General features: G+C 68.9%; 22 protein-coding genes. 14 read left to right on the top strand and 8 right to left on the bottom strand.

The window, feature by feature from the left end; genetic code table 11:
* Window positions 1–79: 79 nt before the first annotated feature.
* The 3 genes from MQV74_RS02265 (at window position 80) to mpaM (ending at window position 3679) form a co-directional block, all read left to right on the top strand.
* Window positions 80–1558 carry a tryptophan 7-halogenase gene (locus MQV74_RS02265; protein ID WP_242714301.1) on the top strand — a complete coding sequence of 493 codons (1479 nt, stop codon included), beginning with the start codon at window positions 80–82 and terminating at the stop codon, window positions 1556–1558.
* A gap of 112 nt (window positions 1559–1670) precedes the next feature.
* The gene (locus MQV74_RS02260) at window positions 1671–2744 is read left to right on the top strand and encodes a hypothetical protein (protein WP_242714300.1); all 1074 of its coding nucleotides are present in this window, start codon (window positions 1671–1673) and stop codon (window positions 2742–2744) included.
* 113 nt (window positions 2745–2857) lie between these two features.
* A complete protein-coding gene (gene mpaM, locus MQV74_RS02255; protein ID WP_242714299.1) occupies window positions 2858–3679 on the top strand; it encodes a daptide-type RiPP biosynthesis methyltransferase in 822 nt (273 codons plus the stop codon).
* 15 nt (window positions 3680–3694) lie between these two features.
* Here mpaM and MQV74_RS02250 read toward each other — a convergent pair whose 3' ends face one another.
* A complete protein-coding gene (locus MQV74_RS02250; protein WP_242728485.1) occupies window positions 3695–4948 on the bottom strand; it encodes an aminotransferase-like domain-containing protein in 1254 nt (417 codons plus the stop codon).
* A 281-nt stretch (window positions 4949–5229) separates the two neighbouring features.
* Between MQV74_RS02250 and MQV74_RS02245 the strand changes: the two genes are divergently transcribed.
* The 10 genes from MQV74_RS02245 (at window position 5230) to MQV74_RS02200 (ending at window position 17709) form a co-directional block, all read left to right on the top strand.
* Window positions 5230–6060: an alpha/beta fold hydrolase gene (locus MQV74_RS02245; RefSeq protein WP_242714298.1), complete on the top strand. Its 831-nt coding sequence runs from the start codon at window positions 5230–5232 to the stop codon at window positions 6058–6060.
* Between the two features lie 94 nt (window positions 6061–6154).
* Window positions 6155–7891: a non-ribosomal peptide synthetase gene (locus tag MQV74_RS02240; RefSeq protein ID WP_242714297.1), complete on the top strand. Its 1737-nt coding sequence runs from the start codon at window positions 6155–6157 to the stop codon at window positions 7889–7891.
* 14 nt (window positions 7892–7905) lie between these two features.
* Window positions 7906–9105, top strand: a complete 1200-nt coding sequence (locus MQV74_RS02235; protein ID WP_242714296.1) for a cytochrome P450 — start codon at window positions 7906–7908, stop codon at window positions 9103–9105.
* A 167-nt stretch (window positions 9106–9272) separates the two neighbouring features.
* Window positions 9273–10355 carry a 4-hydroxyphenylpyruvate dioxygenase gene (hppD, locus tag MQV74_RS02230; RefSeq protein ID WP_242714295.1) on the top strand — a complete coding sequence of 361 codons (1083 nt, stop codon included), beginning with the start codon at window positions 9273–9275 and terminating at the stop codon, window positions 10353–10355.
* Window positions 10352–11428, top strand: coding sequence for an alpha-hydroxy acid oxidase (locus tag MQV74_RS02225; RefSeq protein WP_242714294.1), 1077 nt, complete (start codon window positions 10352–10354; stop codon window positions 11426–11428). The genes hppD and MQV74_RS02225 overlap by 4 nt, the downstream gene beginning before the upstream one ends.
* Window positions 11429–11594: 166 nt before the next feature.
* Window positions 11595–12713 (top strand): 3,5-dihydroxyphenylacetyl-CoA synthase DpgA, encoded by a 1119-nt coding sequence (dpgA, locus tag MQV74_RS02220; protein WP_242714293.1) that lies wholly within the window; start codon window positions 11595–11597, stop codon window positions 12711–12713.
* Complete coding sequence (dpgB, locus tag MQV74_RS02215; RefSeq protein WP_242714292.1) at window positions 12707–13381, top strand: enoyl-CoA-hydratase DpgB; 675 nt, start codon at window positions 12707–12709, stop codon at window positions 13379–13381. Before dpgA ends, dpgB begins: the two co-directional genes overlap by 7 nt.
* On the top strand, window positions 13378–14676 hold the full coding sequence (gene dpgC / locus MQV74_RS02210; RefSeq protein WP_242714291.1) for a (3,5-dihydroxyphenyl)acetyl-CoA 1,2-dioxygenase DpgC: 1299 nt from the start codon (window positions 13378–13380) through the stop codon (window positions 14674–14676). The genes dpgB and dpgC overlap by 4 nt, the downstream gene beginning before the upstream one ends.
* Window positions 14677–15026: 350 nt before the next feature.
* Entirely contained in the window at window positions 15027–16334 is a 1308-nt protein-coding gene (locus MQV74_RS02205) for a cation:proton antiporter (RefSeq protein ID WP_242714290.1), read from the top strand.
* Between the two features lie 208 nt (window positions 16335–16542).
* On the top strand, window positions 16543–17709 hold the full coding sequence (locus MQV74_RS02200) for a lipid II:glycine glycyltransferase FemX (protein WP_374120571.1): 1167 nt from the start codon (window positions 16543–16545) through the stop codon (window positions 17707–17709).
* Window positions 17710–17969: 260 nt separating this feature from the next.
* On the opposite strand, the gene MQV74_RS02195 is transcribed toward MQV74_RS02200, so the two are convergent.
* Window positions 17970–18170, bottom strand: a complete 201-nt coding sequence (locus MQV74_RS02195) for a ferredoxin (RefSeq protein ID WP_242728484.1) — start codon at window positions 18168–18170, stop codon at window positions 17970–17972.
* 157 nt (window positions 18171–18327) lie between these two features.
* Here MQV74_RS02195 and MQV74_RS41335 point away from each other — a divergent pair, with 157 nt between their 5' ends.
* Window positions 18328–18492, top strand: a complete 165-nt coding sequence (locus tag MQV74_RS41335; protein WP_242714288.1) for a hypothetical protein — start codon at window positions 18328–18330, stop codon at window positions 18490–18492.
* A gap of 460 nt (window positions 18493–18952) precedes the next feature.
* Here MQV74_RS41335 and MQV74_RS02180 read toward each other — a convergent pair whose 3' ends face one another.
* The 6 genes from MQV74_RS02180 to MQV74_RS02155 all read right to left on the bottom strand — a co-directional run bounded on the left by MQV74_RS02180 (window position 18953) and on the right by MQV74_RS02155 (window position 26357).
* On the bottom strand, window positions 18953–19819 hold the full coding sequence (locus MQV74_RS02180) for a geranyl diphosphate 2-C-methyltransferase (RefSeq protein WP_242714287.1): 867 nt from the start codon (window positions 19817–19819) through the stop codon (window positions 18953–18955).
* The gene (locus MQV74_RS02175; RefSeq protein ID WP_242714286.1) at window positions 19816–20895 is read right to left on the bottom strand and encodes a terpene synthase family protein; all 1080 of its coding nucleotides are present in this window, start codon (window positions 20893–20895) and stop codon (window positions 19816–19818) included. The genes MQV74_RS02180 and MQV74_RS02175 overlap by 4 nt, the downstream gene beginning before the upstream one ends.
* Window positions 20892–22313, bottom strand: a complete 1422-nt coding sequence (locus MQV74_RS02170) for a family 2B encapsulin nanocompartment shell protein (RefSeq protein ID WP_242714285.1) — start codon at window positions 22311–22313, stop codon at window positions 20892–20894. Before MQV74_RS02170 ends, MQV74_RS02175 begins: the two co-directional genes overlap by 4 nt.
* Before the next feature lie 776 nt (window positions 22314–23089).
* The gene (locus MQV74_RS02165; protein ID WP_242714284.1) at window positions 23090–23872 is read right to left on the bottom strand and encodes a hypothetical protein; all 783 of its coding nucleotides are present in this window, start codon (window positions 23870–23872) and stop codon (window positions 23090–23092) included.
* A gap of 52 nt (window positions 23873–23924) precedes the next feature.
* Window positions 23925–24902, bottom strand: coding sequence for a spirocyclase AveC family protein (locus MQV74_RS02160; RefSeq protein WP_242714283.1), 978 nt, complete (start codon window positions 24900–24902; stop codon window positions 23925–23927).
* Between the two features lie 111 nt (window positions 24903–25013).
* Window positions 25014–26357, bottom strand: coding sequence for an FAD-dependent oxidoreductase (locus tag MQV74_RS02155; RefSeq protein WP_242714282.1), 1344 nt, complete (start codon window positions 26355–26357; stop codon window positions 25014–25016).
* Window positions 26358–26406 lie beyond the last annotated feature (49 nt).

The raw sequence follows: 26406 nt of genomic DNA, 5'->3' as shown, positions 1-26406 counted from the left end.
CAAGGGCAGCGATCAAGCAGCGCACACGCATAGAACTAGCCGCAATGAATTGGCCCGCAACAGAGGGAATGGTGGCGAGATGTCGGTCGACGAATTCGATGTAGTGGTGGCTGGTGGTGGGCCGGGCGGTTCGACCGTGGCCACACTCGTGGCCATGCAGGGCCATCGGGTGCTGCTCCTTGAGAAGGAGAACTTTCCCCGGTACCAGATCGGTGAGTCGTTGTTGCCTGCCACGGTGCACGGCGTGTGCCGGCTGCTCGGCGTCACGGACGAACTGGCCGGTGCCGGGTTCCCGATGAAGCGCGGTGGCACGTTCCGCTGGGGCGCTCGCCCGGAGCCGTGGACGTTCCACTTCGGCATCTCTGCTCGGATGGCCGGCTCGACGTCGTACGCCTACCAGGTCGAGCGGGCGCGATTCGACGAGATCTTGCTGAACAACGCCAAACGCAAGGGTGTCGTCGTGCGGGAGGGGTGCGCGGTCACCGATGTGGTGGAGGACGGCGACCGTGTCACCGGTCTGCGTTACACCGGCCCCGACGGCAGTGAGCGTGCGGTGTCGGCGCGCTTCGTGGTGGATGCGTCGGGCAACAAGAGCCGGCTGTACGGCAACGTCGGTGGCACACGGAATTATTCGGAGTTCTTCCGCAGCCTGGCGTTGTTCGGGTACTTCGAGGGCGGTAAGCGGCTGCCCGAGCCGGCCTCGGGCAACATCCTGAGCGTGGCCTTCGACAGCGGCTGGTTCTGGTACATCCCGCTGAGTGACACGCTGACCAGCGTCGGCGCGGTCGTGCGCAGGGAGGACGCCGAGAAGGTCCAAGGAGATCGGGAGAAGGCCCTCAATGCCTTGATCGCCGAGTGCCCGATGATTTCGGACTACCTGTCGGACGCGACCCGGGTGACGACCGGAAAGTACGGGGAACTGCGGATCCGCAAGGACTACTCCTACCAGCAGACGAATTTCTGGCGGCCAGGGATGGTCCTGGTCGGCGATGCCGCCTGCTTCGTGGATCCGGTGTTCTCTTCCGGGGTGCATCTGGCGACCTACAGCGGACTGCTCGCCGCCCGGTCGATCAACAGCGTCCTCGCGGGCGAGCTGGACGAGAAGACGGTACTGACCGAGTTCGAGGCGCGGTATCGCCGCGAGTACCAGGTGTTCTACGAGTTCCTCATGTCGTTCTACCAGATGAACGTGAACGAGGACTCGTATTTCTGGCAGGCCAAGAAGGTCACGAACAGCCGGAGCACCACCGATAGTGAGTCGTTCGTGGAGCTGATCGGTGGGGTGTCGTCCGGTGAGACGGCGCTGACGGCGGCGGACCGGATAGCTGAGCGCAGCGCCGAGTTCGCCGCGGCCGTGGATCAGATGGCAGGCGGCGACCAGGAGAACATGGTGCCGATGTTCAAGTCACAGGTGGTCAGGCAGGCGATGCAGGAGGCCGGCCAGGTGCAGATGAAGGCGCTGCTCGGCGAGGACGCCGAGCCCGAGCTGCCGCTCTTCCCCGGCGGCCTTGTGTCCTCACCCGACGGCATGAAATGGCAGGCCCACAAGCAGGCGTGAGGGCTCCGCACTTCCTCGATTCGCCGACGGCCGACCGTGGCGTTCGCCGATCGCGCGTTGAGTGGAGCTGATCCGATCGGTATTCGTCGTTACGTGAGAGGGTGGGTGCACGATGGGCAATTGGAATATTCTGGCCCTTGAGTTCGATCAGCTCGGGCGGGACCCCCGGCCCGACGAAGAAATCGCGGAAGGTATTGCCAAAGAATCTCCGCTCTGGCTGAGGATCTCGAACCTCTTCCAGCGCCACCTGTCGGTGCTGCGGCACCTGCCGCCTGGGCAGTTGATCCTTTGGAAGCTGGAGCACTGGGGGGACAGCACTCCGTTCGATCGGATTCCGATGTCCCCCGATGCGCACCCGGCATCTTATACCAAGGAGCTGCTGAACCTTGGACACCTGGTGCATCCGTACACGTTCACGCAACGGAATCGGAAGCTGCTTCATCAGGACATTCCCTTGCTTCGCGAGCTGGATTTCGGCATCGTCCCGATAGCCCAGAAAGAGCCTGTCGAAGATGCCTCGCACGAATCCCTACGGGCCAGCTTGAATCTTGATGCAGGCGACACGCTGCTGGGTGCCGGAGGAATGCTGCATCCGGCAAAGGGCATCGATGAGATCGCTGTGTGGTTCCTCCGCAACATACAGGATCCGAAAACCCATCTCCTGTGTTGTGTCATACCGGACGAGCCTGGTGTGACGGAGGAAATCGTCCGCCGCCGCTGGGAACAGGCGGCCGGCGTGGACTCGTCCCACCGGATTCATGTGCACATCGGCGCGTACCGCCAGTGGGAGTGGATGTGCTCCTTCTATCGGGCACTCGACGTCATGCTGGTGAACTCGGTCAGCGACTCGTGGGGGCGCATGCTCTCGGAAGCCGTCGGACTTGGCGTGCCGACACTGGCTCGACGAGCCGAATGCGCTACGAACGACATCTTTCCTGATCTTGTCCTCGTGCATGACTTCGAGAGTCTCTCGCGCGAGGAATTCCGGGCGTTGGCCGACGCTGCGCGCGAGCGTGCTCCAGGACTTGCCCGCTACGCCAACACGCACTACGCGACGCCCGTGGTGGAGAAGTCGTATCTGGAAATGCTGCGCGCGTGGACGCCGCCGGACCGGCTGGCCGAGTTCGACCGGCTGGCACAGCAGCCGCATTCGCGTCGCCTCGTCCGAGGAATGATCGACCGCTGAACTGTACGAAATGATGGTTTCACCGCCGCGCCGGGCTGCCCGGCCGCGGCGACCGCGACGTCGTCAAGAACCCACTCGTCCCTGAGAGGGATGCCTACCAGGAGGTCGGCCGTATGAGTAATCAGCTGGAGCATGGACCGGTCCGGACCACACGCGCGGACGCTTTGCTGGCCTCTGTGGGTGAGAGGGGCGTTCTGCGCAGTTTCTACGACGAGGACCTCGGGGTCGACCTGATGCTGGAAGCGGACGGCGTCTCGGAAGTACGGGAGATGGCCGCCCACATGCGTCCTGCGCCCGGGCCGGTGCTGGAACTCGCTGCCGGAACGGGTCGGCTGACGTTCCCTTTCCTGAAGCTCGGCTTCGAGGTCACCGCACTTGAGCTGTCGACCACGATGCTCGCCACCCTCCGCAGGGAGTTGGCAGACGCGCCGGCGGACCTTCGGGACCGGTGCACTGTGGTTCAGGGAGATATGGGCGCCTTCGCGTTGGACAAGCGCTTTGGTGCCGTGGTCATCAGCTACGGCTCGATCAGCCTCCTGGACGACACCCAAAGGCCTGGCTTGTACGCGTCGGTTCGTGCGCACCTGGAGCCCGGAGGAAAATTCCTGGTCAGCATGGCCGATAACGGCATGTGGAAGTCGCAGGAGCGCCAGCAAGAGCTGTCGGGCCGAAGCGGCCGACGGTATGTGCTGCACGCACGGCGGTCACCGGCAGAGAAGATCCAGGACATCACGATCTACCCTGCCGATGACACGTTGGACCCCTTCGTCATCTGCACGAGTCGCTTGAGGCTCCTCGACACGGATCAGGTGGTACAGGAACTCGAAGGGGCCGGATTCGACGTGGTGGCGCCGACTGCGTTCAGGTCCGACGAGGAACGTGGCGGCCCTGGCGCGCTGCTGCTGGAGGCGTCACCGCGGAGCGATTCCGCATGACCCGCTGAGCTTGGCTCAGGGGAGGCGCGCGGTGATGAGCGCGGCGAGCCGGGAGACGGCCTCCTCGATGAGGTCCGGCGTGAGCAGGCTGATCGAGAGCCGGAGTTGGTTGAACCCGCCCTTGCCGCCGTAGAAGTGATGCATCGGGGTGAACAGGACGCCGTGGTCGCCGGCGGCGTGCTTCAGCAGCTCGTCGTCGACGACGAAGGGCACGGTGACGGTGATGAAGAACCCGCCCTTCGGCGAGTTCCAGCTGACCCCCGGGCAGCCGCCGAGCCTGCGAGTGAGCTGGCCCAGCGCGTGCTGGAGGTTGCGGTGGTAGATGGCGATTTCCCTGGCGTTGGCCTTGAGCAGACTGAAGTCGTTGAGCAGGAGCTTCCCGGCGATCACCGCTTGCGCGATGGGCGAGGTGTTCACCGTGAGCATGCCCTTGAGCTTCGAGAGCTGATCGGCGAGCAGACCGCCCCCGGCCACGTGCTGATCCGCCACGGCGTAGCCGACCCGGGCGCCGGGCATGCCGGTCTTGGCGAAGGAGCCGATGTAGACCACGACTCCCGACCGGTCGAGCGCCTTCAGCGTGGGCAAGCGCTCGGATCCGTAGACCCCGTACGCGTTGTCCTCCAGGAGCAGGATGCCGTTCGCCTCGGCGACCTCGAGGAGCCGGTGGCGGGCGGCCACGTCCATGCTGGTGCCCGTGGGGTTGGCGAAGTCGGGCGTCACGTAGCAGGCCCGGACTCGCTTGCCCTGCTCTTCGGCCAGTTTCAGCTGGAGGACGAGGTCCTGGGGGTCGATGCCGTTCTCGGTGGACCGGACCGGCCGGACCGGGGTGTCGGTCAGCAGCGCGGCCCCGGTCAGGCCGACGTAGGTGGGGGCGGGGGCGAGCAGCACGTCCCGCTCGTCGGCCCGTAGCGTGCGGAAGACCAGGAACATGGCCTCCTGCGCTCCCACGGTGACGACCACGGACTCGGGGTCGGCGTCGATGCCCTCGTCCTCGGCGAGGTGGCGGGCGATGAGATCGGTGATGACGCCCTTCGTGGTGCCGTACTGGAAGAGCGTGCGGGTGACCTCCGCCTCGTCCAGCCCCCGGTCGTTCCGAAGGTGGTCGCAGTAGGCGTCGATGTACTCGTGGATGAGGCGGACGTCGAAGAACTCTTCGTACGGGCGGCCTGCCGCCATGGAAATGGCCGCAGGATATTCGCCGATCAGCTCATTGAGCAGGTTCATCGACGAGATAGCAGGGTCGGCGAGCGAGCTGTGCAGAGTTTCCATGCTCAAGCGAGAGGAGAGACCGTATGAATCCATGAATGCTAGGGTTTTCCATACCCGGTCGAGATGTCAAGCGTCCGGCCGTATACGCAAATTGACGGCGATTCTCGCTGCTATGCGCCGAGCGTGTCGGAAATCGTGGATGTCTATGTCCGCACTTCCAGATGCTCGATATCCGAAGGTACGGTCACACGCATGCCTCAGCACCTGGGGAGCACACAACCGTTGCGTAAAACGAGAACTCCGCCGTGCAGTGGACGTGCGGCGAGCGGGGGAGGACCGGCATGTTGATGACAACGGAGAACGGGATCCGGCTGTCCTACCAGGACCATGGCGATGCTTCGCCCGTCCTGTTTTTGACCGGCACCGGGGCGCCGAGTTCGGTGTGGGACCTGCACCAGGTGCCCGCGTTCCGCGCCGCCGGGTTTCGCGTGATCACCATGGACAACCGCGGGATTCCGCCCAGCGACACCGGCGCGGACGGGTTCACCATCGACGACCTCGTCGCGGACGCGGCCGCCCTGATCGAGCACCTCGGCGCGGCGCCGTGCCGCGTGGTCGGCACCTCGATGGGCTCCTACATCGCGCAGGAGCTGGCGCTCGCCCGTCCCGAACTGCTGGACACGGTCGTGCTGATGGCGGCCTGCGGCAGGAGCAGTCTCGTCCAGCGGGTGCTTGCGGAGTCCGAGGCTGAGCTGATCGAACGAGCCACCGAGCTGCCGCGGGGGTACCTCGCCGCCGTTCGCGCCCTGCTCAACCTGGGGCCCGCGACCCTCACCGACGACGACCTCACCGCCGACTGGCTCGACCTGCTCGAGGCGTCAGGCAGGGAGGGGCCGGGACTCCGCGCTCAGCTGCTCCTGAGCGCGTTGCCCGACCGCCTCCAGGCCTACCGCGGGATCGAAGTGCCCTGCCACGTCGTCTCGTTCGAGTACGACCTCGTAGCGCCGCCGGCGGCCGGACGAGAGCTGGCCGCCGCGATTCCCGGCGCGACGCACCGCACGATTCCCGGGTGCGGGCACTTCGGCTACCTGGAGAACCCGGAAGCGGTGAACCGCGAGCTGATCCGGCTCCTCCGCACCGAGTCCCGCGCGCGATTGGAGAAGACCGCATGACACCCCTTGAGTCAGCCCGCGCCAGTCACCCGGGCCGTGCCGGGCACCCCGTCGACACGATCACGGATGCCCGTGGAACCGCGGAGAGGCAAGCATGACCGGCGTGAACCTGCTGCCGTCCACGGCGTCCGCGCTGTTCGAGGCGACCGCCGCGGCGATGCCGGACCGGCCGGCGGCGGCGATGGGTGACACCACACTGACCTACGCCGAGCTGAACGGGGAGGCCAACCGGGTCGCGCGTCGGCTCGTCAAGCACGGCGTCGGCCCGGAACGGCTGGTGGCCACGGTGATGCCACGGTCGATCGAGTTCGTCATCGCGGTCCTGGCCGTGCTCAAGGCCGGCGCCGCGTACGTGCCCGTCAACCCCGACTATCCGGAGGAACGCAGGCGGCAGATGCTGGACGACGCGTCAGCGCACTGCGTGTTGTCCCTGCCGGGGCAGGACGTGGCCGGCGCTCCCGCCGTCCTGCGCGTGGAACGGGAGCCGTCCCGGTCCGAGCCGAACCTGGACGACCACGACCGGCTCAGCCCCCTGCTTCCCGACCACCCCGCGTACGTCATCTACACCTCGGGCTCGACCGGACGCCCGAAAGGCGTGCTGGTCACGCACCGCGGGATCCCGAACCTGGCCGCCGATTACGTGCGCCGCCAGCGGCAGCGGCCGGACAGCAGGTTGCTGGCGTTCGCTTCCCCCAGCTTCGACGCCTCCGTCGCCGAGTTCTGGCCGATCTGGCTGGCCGGTGGCTGTCTGGTGCTGGCTCCCGCCGAGGACCTGGTCCCGGGCGAGCCGCTCGCCCGCCTTGTGCGTGACCAGGGCATCACCCACATCACCTTGCCGCCGACCGCGCTGGCGCCGCTGGAGGAAGCCGGCGGCTTACCCGCGGGACTGACCCTCCTGGTCGCGGGAGAGGCGTGCCCGGCACCGGTCGCGAAACGCTGGGCCACCGACCGTGTGATGATCAACGCGTACGGGCCGACCGAGGCCACCGTCGCGGTGACCGCCAGCGAGCCGCTGACCGGCGAGGGAACGCCGCCGATCGGCAGGCCGATCACCGGCGTCCGTACGTACGTGCTGGATGACCGGATGAGGGCCGTCCCGGACGGGGACGTGGGCGAGCTGTACATGACCGGCCCCGGCCTCGCCCGCGGATACCTGTACCGACCGGCGGCGACCGCGCAGCGGTTCCTGCCGGACCCGTTCGGCGGTCCGGGCGACCGCATGTACCGCACCGGCGACCGGGTGCGGGCGCGACCGGACGGCCAGCTCGTCTTCGTCGGCCGCGCCGACGACCAGCTGAAGGTCCGTGGTCACCGGATCGAGCCGGGTGAGGTCGAGGCCGCCCTGTTCGACGTGGACGGGGTGGCCCAGGCGGTGGTGAGCGAGCACGAGAACAGGCTGGTCGCGTATGTGGTCGGCACGGCGGGCGCGCCGGTGGCCGTCGAACACCTCCTGGCACGGCTGCGCCGACGGTTGCCCTCCTACCTGGTGCCCGACGTGGTCGTCGACCTGCCGCGGCTGCCGACGTCGCCGAACGGCAAGGTCGACCGAGCCGCCCTGCCCGAGCCCGAGAGCGCCCCACGGGCGAGAGCGGGGCGAGCGCCGAACACGCCCACGGAGACCCTCCTGGCCACGTTGTTCGCCGAAGTGCTCGGCGTCAGCAGCGTCGGCGTCGAGGACAGCTTCTTCGAGGTCGGCGGCCACTCGCTGCTCGCGACTCGGCTGGTGGCCCGCATCCGCGAGAGCTTGCACGTGCGGCTGCGGGTGCAGGCCTTCTTCAACGCGCCGACCGTGGCACAGCTCGCCAAGGTGCTCGACGGCACACCGACGTGACCTGGAGACCCTCCATGCGGATGACGAAAACCGTCGAAGAGGCCGATCTCGGCGACCCTGATCTGTACACGACGCTCGACCGGCACACCCGCTGGCGCGCGCTCGCGGCGAACGACGCGATGGTGTGGAGCGAACCGGGCAGTTCGCCCAACGGGTTCTGGTCCGTGTTCTCGCACCGGGCATGTGCCGCGGTCCTCGCGCCCGCCGCGCCGTTCACCTCCGAGTACGGAATGATGATCGGGTTCGACCGCGACCATCCGGACACCTCGGGCGGCCGGATGATGGTGGTCTCCGAACAGCAACAGCACCGCAGGCTGCGCAGGCTGGTCGGACCGCTGCTCTCCAGAGCGGCCGCGCAGGCGCTGGCGGAGCGCGTGCGGACCGAGGTGGGCAGCGTGCTCGACCAGGCGCTCGACGGCGGGGTGTGCGACGTGGCCCCGGCGATCGGCTCACGCGTCCCGGCCGCGGTCGTGTGCGACATCCTCGGCGTACCGGCCGAGGACCAGGACCTGCTCATCGAGCTGACCAATCACGCGTTCGGTGGTGCGGACGAATGGTTCGACGGGATGACGCCGCGTCAGGCACACACCGAGATCCTCGTCTACTTCCACGAGTTGATCGCCGGGCGCCGCGAGCGCCCCGGCGCCGACCTCGTCAGCACGCTGGTGGCCGACGACAGCCTCACCATCGACGACGTACTGCTCAACTGCGACAACGTACTGATCGGGGGTAACGAGACCACCCGGCACGCGATCACCGGCGCGGTGCACGCGCTCGCCACGGTGCCCGGCCTGCTGAGTGACCTGCGCGACGGGAGCGCGGACGTCGACACCGTCGTGGAGGAGGTGCTGCGCTGGACCTCGCCGGCGATGCACGTGCTCCGGGTGACGACCGGCGAGGTCACGGTCAACGGCCGTCACCTGCTGCCCGGCACGCCGGTGGTCGCGTGGCTGCCCGCCGCGAACAGGGATCCCGCCGTGTTCGACGACCCTGACGCGTTCCGCCCCGGGCGAAAGCCCAATCGGCACATCACGTTCGGCCACGGGGTGCACCACTGCCTCGGTTCCGCACTCGCCCGGATCGAGCTGTCGGTCGTGTTGCGCGTGCTGGCCGAGCGGGTCTCACAGGTGGAACTGGTGCGGGAGCCCACCTGGTTGCGCGCGATCGCCGTGCAGGGGTACCGGGAACTCCCGGTGCGGTTCACGGGGCGTTGACCCGGGAGCCGGTCCGCCGGGGCGGGTGTGGCGGGTATTCCGGGGCATAACCCGGACTTGTCCAACCTGTATCCATGACATCTGTGCCGACAGACGTCAAATTGACACCGTTGATGCGAATGTGACTCGCAGTCATGCTGTGAATGGGCAGCTATCCATTCCATTTCATGGAGGAAGTCTTGAGCGCTGTGCAGAATTTCGAGATCGACTACGTGGAAATGTATGTCGGTAATCTCGAGGAGGCCGCTTTCGGTTGGGTGGACAAGTATGATTTCGCCGTCACCGGTACGAGCCGCTCCGCGGATCACCGTAGCGTCACGCTGTGCCAGGGGTCGATAAAGCTTGTCCTCACCGAGCCGACGTCGGACCGGCATCCGGCGACGATCTACCTCCAGGCGCACGGCGACGGTGTGGCCGACATCGCGCTGCGTACTCCGGACGCGGCCGCCGCTTTCGACGCTGCCGTGCGGGCCGGGGCCGTAGCTGTCCGAGAGCCGGCGCGGCTCGACGAGGCGGAGCCGGACGGACCGACCGTCACGGCCGCCGTCGTCGGCTACGGCGACATGGTGCACACCCTGGTCCAGAGGGACGAGACCACCGCCTCGCCGCACGCGAACGGCCGTCGCGGGGGAGACGTGGACCTGCTCGGGATCGATCACTTCGCGGTCTGCCTGAGCGGGGGCGACCTCGGCCCCACGGTGGAGTTCTACGAGCGGGCACTGGGGTTCCGGCAGATTTTCGACGAGCACATCGTGGTCGGTGACCAGGCGATGAACTCCATCGTCGTGCAGAGCGCGTCGGGTGCGGTCACCCTCACGATGATCGAGCCCGACGAGAGCGCCGACCCCGGCCAGATCGACGACTTCCTCAAGGATCACCACGGGGCTGGTGTTCAGCACATCGCATTCACCAGCGACGACGCGGTCCGCTCGGTCCGGGCGCTGTCCCGGCGCGGGGTGGAGTTCCTGAAGACGCCGGCGGCCTACTACGACATGCTCGGTGAGCGGATCGCTCTGGAGACCCACAAGCTGGACGATCTCAGGGCGACGAACGTGCTCGCCGACGAGGACCACGGCGGCCAGATGTTCCAGATCTTCACCGCTTCCACTCATCCGCGGCGGACGCTCTTCTTCGAGATCATCGAGAGGCAGGGGGCGGAGACCTTCGGCAGCGCCAACATCAAGGCCCTGTACGAAGCCGTGGAACTGGGACGGACCGGCCAGAGCGAGCCTGGTGCCTTCCGCCGATGACCTACGTTCGCCTCGCCGATTTCGAACGTGCCGCCCGGGACGCCCTCCCCGGCCAGATCTGGGACTTCCTCGCCGGGGGCAGCGGCACCGAGGCATCCCTGGCGGCCAACCGCACCGCACTTGAGCAAACCTTCGTGGTGCCCCGGGTGCTGCGTGACCTGACCGAAAGCGGCACCGGAGCCGATGTCCTCGGCAAGCGTGCCGCACTGCCGGTGGGCGTCGCGCCGATCGCGTACCAGCGGCTGTTCCATCCCGGTGGCGAACTCGCGGCGGCGCGCGCGGCCCGGGACGCCGGCGTGCCGTACGTCATCTGCACCATGAGCAGCGTTCCGCTGGAGGAGATCGCTGCCGTCGGTGGCCGACCGTGGTTCCAGCTGTACTGGCTGCGGGACCAGAACCGGTCTCTGGAGCTGGTGCGCAGGGCGGAGGACGCGGGCTGTGAGGCGATCGTCTTCACCGTCGACGTGCCGTGGATGGGGCGGCGGTTGCGTGACATGCGCAACGGCTTCGCGCTGCCGGAGTGGGTGACGGCTGCCAACTTCGAGTCCTCCGCGGCCGCGCACCGCCGAACCCGAGGGGTGTCGGCCGTGGCCGACCACACCGCGCGCGAGTTCGCCCCGGCCAACTGGGACGCTGTGGCGGCGGTGTGCGCGCGCACGAACCTGCCGGTGGTGCTGAAGGGGATCCTCGCTGTCGAGGACGCCCGTCGTGCCGTCGAGGCGGGTGTCAGCGGCATCGTGGTGTCCAACCACGGAGGCCGTCAGCTGGACGGTGCCGTGCCCGGAACCGAGGTACTGGGCGAGATCGCCGCCGCGATCGGCGGCGGCTGTCAGGTGCTGATGGACGGGGGGATCCGCAGTGGCGGGGACATCCTCAAGGCCATCGCCCTCGGCGCGTCGGCCGTGCTGGTCGGACGCCCCGTCATGTGGGGGCTGGCCACGGCCGGTCAGGACGGCGTACGACAGGTGCTCGAACTGCTCGCCGCCGAACTCCGGGACGCGATGGGCCTGGCGGGCTGCGCGTCGGTGCACGCGGCCGGTCGGCTGAGCACGAGAAGGCCCCGGTACGGCTGATGCTCCGCGAGAGGTGCTGGCGTCCGGCACGCGATACCTCGGGAACGCCCGCCCCCGCCAACACGAGGCGGCCAAGCCGCGTTCACAGTGTCCCTTCCTACCTGCGAAAGGTGAGATCGATGACCGCGTCACAGATAAGGCCAGTACGCCGTAGCAAGCTCAGGACATGGGGCTGGATGTATCGATGACTACCAGTATCGCTCCGGCAGCGGATCTTTCCGTTCTCACCGGACTCACCGAGATCACCAGGTTCGCAGGGGTCGGGACCGCGGTGTCCGACACCTCGTACTCACAATCCGAGCTGCTCGAAATCCTCGACATCAAGGACCCCAAGATCCGCTCGGTCTTCCTCAACAGCGCGATCGATCGGCGCTTTCTCACGCTTCCGCCGGAGGGCCCTGGCGGAGTGCGCGTACCCGAACCGCAGGGTGATCTGCTGGACAAACACAAGAAGATCGCTGTCGACATGGGGTGCCGTGCGATCGAGGCCTGCCTGAAGTCGGCGGGGTCGAGTCTTGAGGACCTGCGTCACCTGTGCTGCGTCACCTCGACCGGCTTCCTGACTCCCGGCCTGAGCGCGCTGATCATCCGTGAACTCGGGATAGACCCGCATTGCAGCCGTTCGGACATCGTGGGCATGGGATGCAACGCGGGTCTGAACGCGCTCAACGTGGTCGCGGGTTGGTCCGCGGCGCACCCGGGCGAACTCGGTGTCGTCCTGTGCACCGAGGCATGCTCCGCCGCGTACGCCCTGGACGGCACGATGCGGACCGCGGTGGTCAACAGTCTGTTCGGCGAAGGAGCCGCCGCCCTCGCCGTCACCTCCGGTGACGGCAGGGTGCCCGGCCCCCGCGTGCTGAAGTTCGCGAGCTACATCATCACCGACGCGATCGACGCGATGCGCTACGACTGGGACCGGCAACAGGACCGGTTCAGTTTCTTCCTCGACCCGCAGATCCCCTACGTGGTCGGTGCGCACGCTGAGATCGTCGTCGACCGCCTGCTGTCCGGAACGGGGCTGCGCCGCAGCGACATCAGCCAGTGGCTGGTGCACTCCGGCGGCAAGAAGGTGATCGACGCCGTCGTGGTCAACCTCGGCCTGAGCCGGCACGACGCTCGGCACACCACCGGCGTGCTCCGTGACTACGGCAACCTCTCCAGCGGCTCCTTCCTCTTCTCCTACGAGCGACTCGCCGAAGAGGACGTCGCCCGGCCGGGCGACTACGGCGTGCTGATGACCATGGGGCCCGGATCCTCGATCGAGACGGCGCTGATCCAATGGTGACGCGCGGCGGAACGGAGGGCGAACTGATGCTGCGCCTGGACGGCACCCGGCCCCTGTCGGCCGAGTCCATCGAGGAGATGGTCGATCTCTGCGACCGCGCCGATGACCATCGGGATTCCGGCCCGGTCACCGTGCACGTCACGGGTGTCCCACCGGCCGGTTGGGCGACGGAGCTGACCGTCGGCGTGGTCTCCAAATGGGAACGGGCGGTGCGCCGGTTCGAACGGCTCGGCCGGCTCACGGTCGCGGTGGCGTCGGGCGACTGCGCCGGAACGGCGCTGGATGTCCTCCTCGCCGCCGACGTCCGGATCGCCGCTCCCGGCACCCGGCTGCTGCCCTCCTGGGCAGGCGGTGCCACCTGGCCGGGGATGACCGTGCACCGGCTCACCCAGCAGGCCGGCGCGGCAGGCATCCGGCGGGCCGTGCTGCTCGGGGCCCCGATCGAGGCGGACCGCGCGCTCGCGCTCAACCTGGTCGACGAGGTGACCGAGGACCCGGCGACGGTGCTGGCCGCCCTGGCCGAGGCGGCCGGCGCCGTGGACGGCACCGAGATGGCGATTCGCCGGCAGCTGATCTTCGAAGCCGGCTCGACCGCCTTCGAGGACGCGCTCGGCAGGCACCTCGCCGCCTGCGACCGCACCCTGCGCCGGACGGGGCCGTCCGCATGACGGTCGCGCACAGCCTTCCGAGCGGACTCGCCGCCGCCGGGGAGACGCTGCACAAGGCGGCCGGGCGGGTCGACGACCTGCTCGCCGCCCTGCCCGAGCCAACGCGACGGACCCCCGGCCAGCGGGCCGAGGCCGCCGCCGCCCAGGACGAGGTGCGCCGACTGCGCGGGCGGTTCCTGGCCGAGCACGTCCAGGAGGTGTACGCCCGGCTCACCGACGGCCGCGCCTTGCGGATCGAAGCCCTGGTCACGGAGGCCGCCGAGGTCTTCCCCGGCCTGGTCCCGACGGCGGCACAGCTCGCGGAGGAGCGGTCACGGGTCCAGGCGGACAAGGAAGGCCGGGAGATCGACCAGGGCATCTTCCTGCGGGCGGTGCTCGGCTCGCCCGTCACGGGCCCGCACGTGGTCGACTCGATGCTCCGACCGACCCCGCGGGCGCTCGCACTGCTGCCGGAGTTCCAGCGGACCGGCCTCCTGGAGACCGAGGCCGTCCGCCTTGAGCGGCGCGACGGCGTCGCGCACCTGACGATGTGCCGCCACGACCGCCTCAACGCCGAGGACGAGCAGCAGGTCGAGGACATGGAGACCGCGGTCGACCTGGCGCTGCTTGACGAGGACGTCAAGGTCGGGTTCGTGCGCGGCGGCGAGATGAGCCATCCGCGCTACCGCGGCAGGCGCGTGTTCAGTGCCGGAATCAATCTCAAGTACCTGTCGTCGGGTGACATCCCGCTCGTCGGGTTCCTGCTCCGCCGCGAACTCGGCTACATCAACAAGATCGTTCGCGGGCTCCGCCTGGACGACGGCGGTTGGCGGCCGCCGTACGCGGACAAGCCGTGGGCGGCCGCCGTCGACGCGTTCGCGATCGGCGGCGGCACCCAGCTGCTGCTCGTCTTCGACCATGTGCTGGCCGCGTCCGACGCCTACCTCAGCCTGCCCGCGGCCAAGGAGGGCATCATCCCGGGTGTCGCGAACCTCCGCCTCACCCGGTCACTGGGCCCGCGCGCCGCCCGGCAGGTGATCCTCGGCGGCCGACGGCTGTGGGCGAGCGAGCCGGACGCCCGCCTGATCGTCGACGAGGTCGCCGAACCCGCCGACCTGGACGCTGCCATCGAGCGGGCCTTGGAACGGCTGGGCGGGGAAGCGGTGCTCGCCAACCGTCGGATGCTGAATCTGTCCGACGAGCCGCCCGAGGAGTTCCGCCACTACATGGCGGAGTTCGCGCTCCAGCAGGCGCTGCGACTGTACGGCGCCGACGTCATCGACAAGGTGGGCCGGTTCGCCGCGAAGCGGCCATAGACAGGCGCACGTCGGCCTCGGCGAGGCCTGGAGCCACGTCGAGGCCGACCCCGGACGTGCGGGCCGCGGTGCCGACCGAGCCGGTCGAGCCGACCTTCTCCGTGAGGTAGACATCAAGGAGCGGACCGCCCTGATACGGCGGAGGCCCAACTGCTCTGGCACCGACCCCTGTTACGAATGCGGCAGCCGCCCAGGCCGCGTACAGCGGCGCTCGACCCGGTGTGGCGTGCGGTCAGGGCGAGACGCCGCCTGACCCCTCGCTGTTCTCCGTCCGGTCCGTCACTGACGACAGCCTTTGGCACCCGACTCAAGGGGATCCCCTTCCTATGCAGGACCATACGTCCTTGGCCGTGAGCGACAGCAACCTCGAACTGGCGCTCGACGTGCTTCCCGCACTGGCGGTCATCTTGCTCGCGGCGGCCGTGATCGGCAGGCTCGCGGTCCTACTCGGACAGCCGCGGGTGCTCGGTGAAATCGTCGCTGGCATCCTGCTGGGCCCAACCCTGTTCGGCTGGCTGGCACCCGATCTTCAGGCAGACGTCTTCCCGGCGGAGGCACGGTCGGTGCTGTACGTCCTGAGCACCATCGGGCTGACGCTCTATATGTTCCTCGTCGGCGCCGGTCTCGACCACGGCCGACAGGAGTCCGATCGCAAGCACCACCCGGCCGTCCTTGCCGCCTCGGGGTTCCTGCCCTCCCTCGTCCTCGGCGGTCTCGTCGGCCTGCTGATGTGGGACGACGTCTCGCGCGAGGACGTCAGCCGGTGGGAGTTCGCCCTTTTCGTAGGCGGTGCGCTGTCCCTCACAGCGCTCCCCATGCTGGCCCGCATGCTGTACGAGCGGGGTCTGCAGAACTCCCGCCTGGGGCGGTTGTCCCTGGTCGCCGCCTCGATCGACGACGCGGCGGCCTGGTGCTTCCTGGCCACGCTGACGGCCGTGCACACCGGTTCGGGGGCCGCCGACGCGCTGCCCATGATCGGCTACAGCATCCTGTTCACCGCCGTGATGCTGCTCGGAGTGTCCCGGCTGCTGCGGCCGCTGGCGCGGCACGTCGCCCGACAGGGCACGCTGAGTCCCGGCGTGATGTACGTCGTCGTCATCGTCCCGATCGTCTGCGGATACCTCACCGACCTGATCGGGATCTACTCGGTCTTCGGCGGCTTCATCGCGGGCCTGGCCATGCCCCGTGACCCGCAGTTCCGCCAAGCGCTGCACAGCCGGATGATGGATACCGTCTCCACGCTGCTGCTGCCCGTCTTCTTCGCCCTGTCCGGCCTCACCACCGACCTGCGGAGCCTGTCGGCCGACACCCTGCTGTTCGGCGTCGCCGCGCTCCTGACGGGCTTCGCGGGCAAGTACTTCGGCAGTGCCCTGGCCATGAAGAGACTCCGCTTCAGCTGGCGCGAGGCCTTCGCTGTGGGAGGGCTGATGAACGCCCGCGGCATGATGATCATCGTCTTCATCAACATCGGCTTGGCACAGGGCCTGATCACCAAGCCGGTGTTCTCTGTTCTCGTCATGGTCGCCGTCGTCACGAGCGCCGCGGTCTTGCCACTGTACCGCCGGGCGCTCCCGCAACACCTGGAGCTGCACCTCGGCAGCGAAGCGCCCCCTCCGGCACCGGCACCGCGTCCTCTGACGACAACCGACATGCACTGATGTGCGCGTACCCGCCGGAGGCATGGGGCCGGGGCGGCTTCGGCCGGCCGACGAGGTGGCGCGGATCGACCGAACCCCTGTTCCTCGCCGTGGAGCCACCGGCCGGTGGCGGCCGGAACCGGGTCCTGAGCCGCCGGGTGGTGACATATCGTCGGCATATCGAGAATCGCATACACCCCGGCAACACCCCACTACATTGACTGATGACATGTCCTTCAACCCCCCCAGCGAAGCTATGCGACCTACAGCTGTGAAACCGATCGTCATGCCGATCACCGCCGCCGAGCACATGGCGTTCGTACGGGCCCAGCGGTCGGTCAGCTTTCTGCAGACCCCGGCGTGGGGCCGTGTCAAGACCGAGTGGCGCAGCGAGTCCCTCGGCTGGTTCGAGGGGCGGCGCCTGGTCGGTGCTGGGCTCGTACTGCACCGCCCCGTGCCCAGGCTCGACCGCTTCACGCTGGCGTATCTACCCGAGGGGCCGGTCATCGACTGGAGCGGCGACATCGGCGCTTGGCTCGATCCGCTGGCGGCCCACCTCAAGGCCCAGGGCGCGTTCGCGATCCGGCTCGGTCCGCCGTTGCGCACCCACACCTGGAGCGCCGCCCAGGTCAAGGAGGGCATCGCCGACCCGGGCAGCAAACGGCTCACCGAGATCTCCGGCCACTGGACCGACCCGGTCGGTGCCCGCGTGGCCAGCAGGCTGCGGGGCGCCGGCTGGCTGCCGCAGAACCCGGAGGACGGGTTCGGGGTCGGGCACCCACAGTTCAAGTACGAGGTCCCGCTGGTAGGCAGGACCGAGGACGAACTGCTCAAGGGCATGAACCAGCAGTGGCGCCGCAACATCAAGAAGTCGGCCAAGGAGGGAGTCGAGGTCACGGTCAGCGACGGCGGCCCGGAGGACCTCAGGGCGTTCCACGACCTCTACGTCCACACCGCCGAGCGCGACCACTTCACCCCCCGGCCGCTGCGCTACTTCGAGACCATGTTCGCGGCGCTGAGTGCCGAGGACCCCGAGCGGATCAAGCTCTATCTGGCCCGCCACCAGGGCGACTTGGCCGCCGCCACGGTCATGGTCCGCGTCGGCGCCCACGCTGTGTACTCCTATGGCGCCTCCTCCACCGCGAAGCGCGAGGTGCGTGCCTCCAACGCCTGCCAGTGGGCGATGATCCGCGACTCGCTCGCGGCCGGCTGCGACGTCTACGACCTGCGCGGCATCACCCCCACCCTCGACGCCGACGACCCGCACGTCGGCCTCGTCCAGTTCAAAGTCGGCACCGGAGGCCAGGCCGCGCGGTACGTCGGCGAGTGGGACCTGCCACTGCGGCCGATGGTCTACCGGGCCTTCGACCTCTATATGCGGCGGCGCGGCCGCTGACCCGCACAGCCGCGGCTTGGTCGGACGCGCCCCGAGGGGATCCTCGCCTCGGCACATCGCCTGCGGCGAAGCGGCCGCGCAGCCAATCCAGCGGACCGCCGCCGCGGCCGTTGCGAGGACGAGTTCGCCGCGGCGGCCGACGCGTTGAGTAACTGGTGTACGACCAGGAAGGGCAGCCCGAGATGAGCCGAGGCGGCAGCGGGCCGCCACTCATGGGTGACGAGCCGGGGCGCCGACGATCACCACTCGATCGGGGGCGGTTACGACGACTCCCCGACCTGTATCGCTGCCCCGGGGCACATCATGGCCGACTCGCGTACGGCGTCGTGGAGTTCGGAGGGCGGAGCGTCATCGAGGAGTTCGACCGTGCCGTCCTCGTCCCGCTGGTCGAAGACCTCAGGGGCGAGCATCACGCACTGGCCCGAGGAAACACAGTTGGGAACGTCGACCTTGACGCGCATCATGGGTCCTTACCTTTCTCTGTGGGGAGCCCGTCGCCAGGTGGGGGCATTGAGAACTCCAGTGGCACTTCGCCATTGGGGCTGGTCAGAGACGGTCCTTCGAGCCTAGCGGGCGGACGTTGCCGCGGGGCCGGTTCGAGGTAGCCGATGTGGACCGGTGTCTGGCTACGTGCCGGAGGGGCAGGGCGCGGTGCCCTGGCACGAGCTGTCCGACTTCCGCGTCACCGACTCGCTCGTGGCGCGGGTCGACTTGTCCAACGGCAACCTGATGCTGGCCGCCACCGACTTCCACGTGGCCTGGGGCAAGGTCTCCCAGCGGTGATGGCAGGAGCACGAGCGCTACCTGCAAGGTCCTCGGCGACAAGGTGGTGGTGTACGACGCCACCGGCGACGCGGCCCGCTTCAAGGACGGCGGCGTCATCAAGGTCACTTCGTCGGCCTCGATGAAGCCACTACCTACACTTCGACCCACTCGTGCGAGACGGTCCGCACGCTCCAGCACGGCTCGCAGACCAGGCTCACCTACACGCCCGCGGGCAACGTGGACACCTACGAGGACCCGGCCGGGGTCACCGACCACACCTGGAACAAGGTCAACAGGCTCATCGAACTGAAGGATCCAGTGGGCAAGGCGACATCGTACGCATACAACAACAACGACATCCGCACCAGGACCACCTGCCCCGGCGGCACGGTGCACACGGTCCCACCGGAAACGGGCGGGCCGTCGGCGGTGCCGACCCCGCGTGCACGTGCGCACGGTGGGGTGGGATGGGGTGGGGTCAGGTGCGGTCGGCGGCGATGAGGAGGTAGTGGAAGCTGCCTTCCTTGTAGGCCCTCAGGAAGGCTTCCTCGATGCCGGTGGCCAGGTGGGAGCGGGCGCGCAGTTCCCAGTAGGGGGTGGCCTGGGGGGTGAGGTCGGTGACGGTGATGGGGGTGAGGCCGTTCGCGGCGAGGGCGTTGAAGTAGGCGCTGCGGGGGTGGATGTTGCAGGAGTAGTGGGTGTCGATCCGGCTGACGGCCTGGGAGCGGCCTCCGGTGAGGTCGTTGGAGCAGCCGGTGATGCAGACGTAGCGTCCGCCGGGGGCCAGGACGCGGGCGAATTCCGCGAAGGCCTGGCCGAGGTCGACGTACATGGTGGTTTCGTTGGTCCACACCGCCTGCCGGGAGCCGGTGTCCAGGCCGGTGTCGAGCATGTTGCGGAAGTGGAAGCGGACTCGGTCGGCGACGTGGTGGCGCAGGGCCTGGGCGTTGGCGAAGTCGACCTGGTACTGGGAGATCGACACGCCGTCGATGGCGCAGCCGAAGCGGCGCTGCGCCATGAAGGAGGTACCGCCGCGTCCGGAGCCGGCGTCCAGGAGCCGCTGGTGTGCCGTGAGGGGCCCGAGGTGGTCGAGGAGGAGGTCGGCCTGCGCGCTCTCCAGGCGGTGGAGTTCGCGTATGACGGCCTTCTCGCGCTGTTGGGGGGCGCCCTCAAGGACGGCGCGGTCGTAGTCGCCGATGCCGTAGTGGTGGTGGTACAGCTCGTCGACGTCGCCGAGAAGGACGTTGACGTCGTCGCCGGTGTGGGTGTTGTCCCAGTAGGCGGCGACGGTCCGCTGGAAGTCGGTGCGCAGGACGGGTTGCGGCGTGTGGGGGGTGGTGGTCATGGCTGTTCCTTTCCGTAGGGGGAGGGTCGGCCGGGCCGCTGTCGGTAGCGGGGGGCGCTCTGGTGCCAGGCGAGACTGCCGGCGCACCAGTCCAGTACGCCGTCCAGGAAGCGAGGCAGCTCGCGGGGGCCGCTGACTGTCAGGTGTGCGCGCTGCCGGTGGAAGCGGTGCATCAGTTCGTTGTGGAGGCCGGCGCTCAGGTGCAGGGCTTCCGCGGGTGTGCAGTCCTGCTCAGTGACGATGGCCTGCTGGAGGTTGAAGTCGCCGCCCTCGTCCTCGACGTCGGCGGAGTGGATGTCGTTGGCGATGGACGCGGCCAGGGCCGCGGTGCCGACGGCGTCCTGGACGCGCGGGTGCGCCCAGACGTTGGCGGGCAGTTGGTAGCCGCCGAGGGCGTCGATGACGGTCATGCAGGGGGTGAAGCTGTTGGCCTGCCGGTTGAGCAGGTACTCCCATACGAGCGGCCGGTGCCCGGTGGCTCGCCACGTGCCTTCCTGGGCGAGGCCGGTGAACAGGGACCGCAGGGTGTGCAGGGTTCGGTCGAGCTGGGCCGGCGTGGTGATGCGCTGCAGGTGCCCGACGGCGGATCGCAGGCCCTCCAGCGCAGGGTCGTCGCGGATGGCGGCCGCGAAGGGGGCCTCGAAGCGGGCCGGCAGGCTGACCCTGCCCAGGACGGCGGAGGCCCTCGCCAGTCGGCTGCCCAGCAGGCTGGGCACCGCACCCAGGTCCGGGTTGTCGCAGTAGTGGTCGTCCATGGCCCAGATGGCCAAGGCGCACCGGGCCGGTACCAGTAGCAGGTCCTCGTTGTCGGTACCCGGATAGCACAGGGCGGCCAGCCTGCCGAACCCCGCGGCCCGTACCTGTTCCAACCGGCCGTGGTAGAGACCGATGCGCTCGGCCCACTTCAGGAGCCGGGCGTCGAGCCGGGCGGCCAGCAGGGGGTCGACGCGGCGCGGCGGGGGACACTCCAGCCCCAGCGCTGGCAGATCCGCGTCCGTGCGGAGCAGGGCCTGCCGCCCGGCGAAGCGGCGCGCCGCCGAGGTGCCCACGCCCGTGGGCCCGCCCAGCGGACTCACGACAGCTCCGGCGGCTTGTTGTAGTGGCCGACCTCGACGTTCTCCAGGATCCCGAGGGCGCTGGGCAGGAGCGGGGCCACCGAGTAGTAGTTGCTCACCAGGTACGAGAGCGTCGCCCGGTCGTCGATGCCCATGAAGCGCACCGACAGCCCCGGCTCGTACTCGTCGGTGACTCCCCTCTGGTAGAGGCCGACCACGCCGCCCTCCTCCTCCCCGGTGCGCAGGGCGATCACGGAACTGGTGAGGTCCCCGGACACACCGATCTTGTTGCAGGGCAGGAACGGGACCCCGCGCCAGGCCACCACGTGGTGGCCACGGAACTCCGTCCCCGCCGGACAGATCCGTGCCCGGGTGCACTCCCGGGCGAAAGCGGCGATCGTCCGCCGGTGCGCCAGCAGGAACTTCGTCTGCCGCCGCATCGAGATCAGCTCGTCGAGATCATCCGGGGTGGGCGGCCCGTACCGGGTGGAGATCCGCTGCTGCGGATCGGCGTTGTTCAGCAGCCCGAACTCCGGATGGTTCACCAGGTCGTGCTCCTGCCGCTCCCGCAGGGCCTCGATCGTCAGCCGCAGCTGCTGCTCGGTCTGGTCCTGCGGACCGTTGTACAGGTCCCCGACACGGGTGTTGATCCGCAACACCGTCTGGGCCACGCTCAACGGGTACTCCCGCGGACTGGTCTCGTAGTCGACGAAAGCGGTCGGCAGCCGCGCCTCGCCGCCGTGCCCGGACGCCACCGCGATGTCCGCCTCACCCCGCCGGTTCACCGCCGGGCCTGCCGCGTCCGCCTGGGCCGCGAGGTGTGCGGCGAGTTCCGCGGAGGCCGCGCACAGTTTCTTCAGGGCCTGGCGGCGCAGGACCAGCACCGTGCAGGCCGTCAGCGCGCGGTAGGTGGACGGCCATGTGGTCTTGCCCGTCAGGCTCTCGTGGCCGAAGGAGGCGCCGTCGGCGAGGACGGCGTGGGACACCTCGGGTGAATACGCGCCCGGGGTGACGCGTTCGGCCTTCCCGCGGGCCACCAGGACCAGGCGGTCCGTCTTCGTGCCCGCCTGGGCGAGGACCGTTCCCGCTCCCGCCTCCTGCTGCTCGAAGGCCCCGGCCAGGGCGCGCAGCACGTCCTCGTCCGGGAATCCCGCCAGGGCCGGTATCTCCCGCAGGGTCGGCGGGATCGGACAGGTCCGCCCTCCGGCGGTGTCGAACTGCACCCGGCCGCTCCCGACGGAGTAGGCCAGACGCCGGTTGACCCGGTACGTGCCGCCGGGGACGTCGACCCAGGGCAGGACGCGCAGCAGCCACCGGGACGAGATGGCCTGCATCTGCGGCAGGGTCTTGGCGGTATGGGCGAGGTTCCTGGCCGCGTCGATGCCCACGGCCGACGGTTCGAGCGGTGGTTCCTCCAGCCGCGGTATGGATTCAGGCACACCCGGCTCCTTCCTGGAAAACGGGGGGATGCGCGCGGGCGCCGGGGCCGACGGACGGGCGGGCCGCGGACGCCGTCAGGGCCGCCGGGGATCCGGCCGGCCCACGAGACCACCAAACGGATTCAAGCATTCCGTTCGCGGGGTGAAGCCAGTCAAAGCGCGAGGTCTGTTACCGGCAACGCGGCAACCGCCATACGGGCGACTCCAATTGGCAGCTCAGGGGGCCGCCGTCCCGGACAAACATGGCCGCCCTCGGGCCCTCATCCCAAGCCACATAAGAGGAAAAACGATTCTCCAACTACCTGTCAGAAACTCGTGACTCCAGATCGAACGAGGGCGCCCCCCATGGACGACCCGCGGCACCAGCGCGCCACCAGCCCCTGCGGACACGCGGCCGGTGACCGCGCGTTGTCCAGGGGCTCCCTACCGAGGCGACCTCCGAGAACCCTGAACCGGGCCGACCAACTGCGACTGCACCTGCCGCGCGAGGACATCGGCGAAGCCCTCTGACCGGCGAGGGCGCTGGATCCCCGCTGGGCGGGAAAGGCCGCGGACACATGCCGCGGCCGCGGCAAGTGGCGGGGATTCAGCGCGAGCGGACCTGGGCGGCGCGGACCATGACGCTGGGGAGCGTGGACGTCCTCGGCGCGATGACCGGGCTGCCGGTCACCGTGATGGTGGCCTGGTCCCCCGTGGGCGGGAGGCGTGCGCGCCGCGGCGCCGGCGGGGGCCATCAAGGCTGTCTGTGCGCTGCTGGTAGACACCCCTGCATGACGTCATCCAGCGAGCTTGGGACTCTCCTTCCCCTCACTGGCCTGCGGATCAGTGGCTACCGCACGGGGGGCTTTGGGAAGTGTCTGCGCGCGTCGTTGCAGGACGGCTCCGGCAGTGGCCATCCAGAGGAAGGTGGGGGCCGCTTGGAGCCCGAGGGCGCAGATCGAACCCGGGGACCACTTGCCTGTGGTCACGAAGACGCTGCCGACAGCCGCGACATTCACCACGGCGACGGTGATCGCGGCCCAGCCGCCGAGCGCGCGCGGAAGGAGAGGGGATGCGCGGTTGGCACTGGCGATGGCCAAGAACACCAGGGCCATGGCGAGACAGCTCAGGGTGTAGGTTGAGTTGATCACTCCCCACACGAAGGTGATCAGCCTGGTGTCCGAAGGATCGCTGCCGAATCCCGGGTATCCGCGGGCGAACAGCGTGGCCCCTTCGTAGAGGGCCGCCAGGACGAACTGCAGCACAGCGAACATCACGGCTCCGGCGACCATGGCCACCCTGGAGAGCGCTACGCCCTTCTCCCGCTGTACGTGCGTCTCGTTCTGCCGGTAGGCCAGAGCCAGCACGGCGACGAACATGACCGCACTCAGTGCGAGGACGCTCCACAGAATCGCTTGTACCTCACCGAGCCGGCGCGGCAGCATGTACGCGAGGTACTCGTGCCCGTCAACGTTGTCGTCAGGGTAGGGGAAGCGGCCCATGATGAGGGCGACGCCCACCACTATCAGCGGAATCACTCCGAGGAGGCCGGCCCGGCGCAGTACGGTTCGCTCGTTCATGGCGCTTCCTTTCTCGCTTTCGTGCAGCCGGAGCTGTGTTGACTGGCAAGGTTCAGGCACGGGGGCGGTCGATCCAGCTGGGGAGTTCCGCCGGGTGGCCGGCGAGCGCGCCCACGCACATGAACACCTGGAACGCCAGCATGCTGAAGTTGACGAATCCGATCCCCGCGAGGAGGCGGATCGGTGTGCGGGCGGGTGAGGGGAGCCTGAGGCTGCCCTCGAGTACCCAGATCTCCCTGCCCGGCTTGGCATACAGGTGCATCAGCACGACGGGCATCGTGACGAAGACGACCATCGTGATCGGGGAGGTGAGAGGCATGCGATACCAGCTGCCCTCGAACAGGGTGAGGTACGGCAGGGTGTTCGGGTAGGCGTATCCGCCGGGCCGCATGTAGGCCGATTCCAAGGGGAGGTCGACACAGAAGATGATGACGGAGACGAGCGCGGCGGTCCGGGCCCGGCTCCAGGCCGGCCGCCAGTGCCTGAGCCGCTTGGCGATGGCGACACCGATGACTACCCAGGTGAGTGAGACCGGGTAGGCGGCGTTGAGGAGGAAGCTTTCGATCTGGGGCAGCGGTCCGTGCCAGCCGGGAAGGTAGGGCCCCCAGGTCACCACGTTCAGGCTGTACCGGTTGTGCCCGGTTGTGTGCTGCGTGATTCCGGAGTAGGGGTCGGTCCAGAAGCACAGCAGGTAGCCCGTGAACAGCGCGGCGTACGAGGTGACATGGCCTGCTCGGCGAGATTGCCGCCACAGTAGCGCGGCTGCTGCGAGGAGGCCGGTGATGACCGCCACCTCCAGTGCGAGGGTGCTGATCTGCCGTGCGCGGGAGATCTCGTAGCCGCCGGAGGGGTAGGCGTGGAAGTTGCCGTCGGCGGCCCAGCGAGCGAAGACCCAGGTCTGGGCGGCGAGGCAGAGCACACCGAAGCCGGCCCAGAAGACGGGTGCGATCACCCAGCGGTGCTTGTGCGGGGCGGACCCGGGCGCGGGTGAGGTGTCGGAGGGAGCCTGGTCCGGGTGTCGGGTGCTCATGCTTGCTCCTTGCCGTGGCCGCGACTGCTCGGTCGGGCCGAGATGCGGGCTCTGACGAAGGGGACCGGAGTGCCGCGCCCTGCGGCGGGCCGCACTTCGCCGGAGCAGCTGTCACGGAGGCGGTGAGAGGGGCCCCACGGGTTGTCGCGGGGGTCTGTGCAGGAGTGCGGGTGGGGCGAGAGTGGCGGGAGAGGCCATGAGGTTCTGCACCCGGATGAAGCGGCGGTACAGGTCCTGGTCGGTGGGCATACGGTCGACGACCTCGCGCACCACCCTGTGTGCGAGGAGGGCCGGAGTGGGACGGCCGGTGTCCTGCCATCCGATGTCGGAGTACGCGGCGAGCTGCCAGGGGAGGCGGATCGCGGAGGGGACGGCTCGTTGGAAGGCCCGGCAGAGTCCTGGTGCCCGGCCGTCCCGTGCGCGGGTCAGCAGCCGGTGCAGGATGTCCGCTTCGAGGGCGGCGACGGTCATGCCGTGGCCGTAGACGGGGTTGAGGGTGCAGACGGCGTCGCCGATCACGAGCAGTCCCCGGGGCCAGTGCCGCATGCGGTGGTAGGGGTGCCAGCAGTTGTCCAGGCCGCTGTAGCGGTAGATGGCGTCCACCGGTCGCGCGCGGGAGATGACTTCGAGGGGGTGCGGGTTGCGCAGCCCGGACGCGTATCGGTGAAATCCCTGTTCGGTGCGGGGGGCTCGTTCACCGTCGGCGCCGATCAGGGTGAGCTGGATGTGGTTCCCCTCGATCCGGACGGCCACTGCTCCGCGCCGCCGGTGCGGGGCGTAGGTGAGTTCTGCGGTCAGGTGCCAGGTGGGGGTGTACTGCGGGGTGCAGGCGAACAGGCGTGAGGTGTAGGAAAGTTGGGCATGCACGCGCTTGGGCGCGGGGGGTGGCAGGCCGGCCGATGTGAGCCAGTCGGCGAGTCGGGATGCCCTGCCGGTGGCGTCGACCACGAGGTCCGCCCGCCAGAGGCGGCCTGTCGTATCGCGTACTCCGGTGACGTGCCCGTCCCGCCACAGCAGGCCGTCGGCCCGGGTGCCGTCGGCCACGTCGATGGCTGGCTGGTGGAGAACGCGGTCGCGCAGGACGGAGTCGAGCAGGGGCCTGCTGGCCGCGTGATGGCGTACGCGAGAGGTCACCGGGATCGCCCATCCGGAAGGGAAGAGCACCCTGGCCTCTTCGCCGAAGTCGAAGACCGGGGCGCCGCGGCGCACCAGTTCGCTGCTGAATCCGGGCAGGAGCCTTTCGAGGGCTGTGGCCCCGCGGTGGAGCAGGCCGTGCGGGTGCCGGGCCTGGGGTGTGCCCCTGCGGTAGGGCGCCGCGTCGCGGAGCGGGTCGGGGTCGACAAGGGTGACCCGAAAGCCGTGCCCGGCCAGGACATGAGCGGCCAGCAGCCCGGCGAAGCCGCCACCGAGCACGATCGCTCGGCACGTGTCGGTGCCGGTCGCGCGCTGCGTCATGTTCGTGGCCTTCCTCTGCGGAGGGTCCGTGGGCCTTTGTGCCTTCCCG

It is taken from the genome of Streptomyces sp. AN091965 (assembly GCF_022698285.1).
In the GTDB taxonomy this organism is placed as follows: Bacteria; Actinomycetota; Actinomycetes; order Streptomycetales; family Streptomycetaceae; genus Streptomyces.
This window is presented reverse-complemented; position numbering and strand designations above follow the sequence as displayed.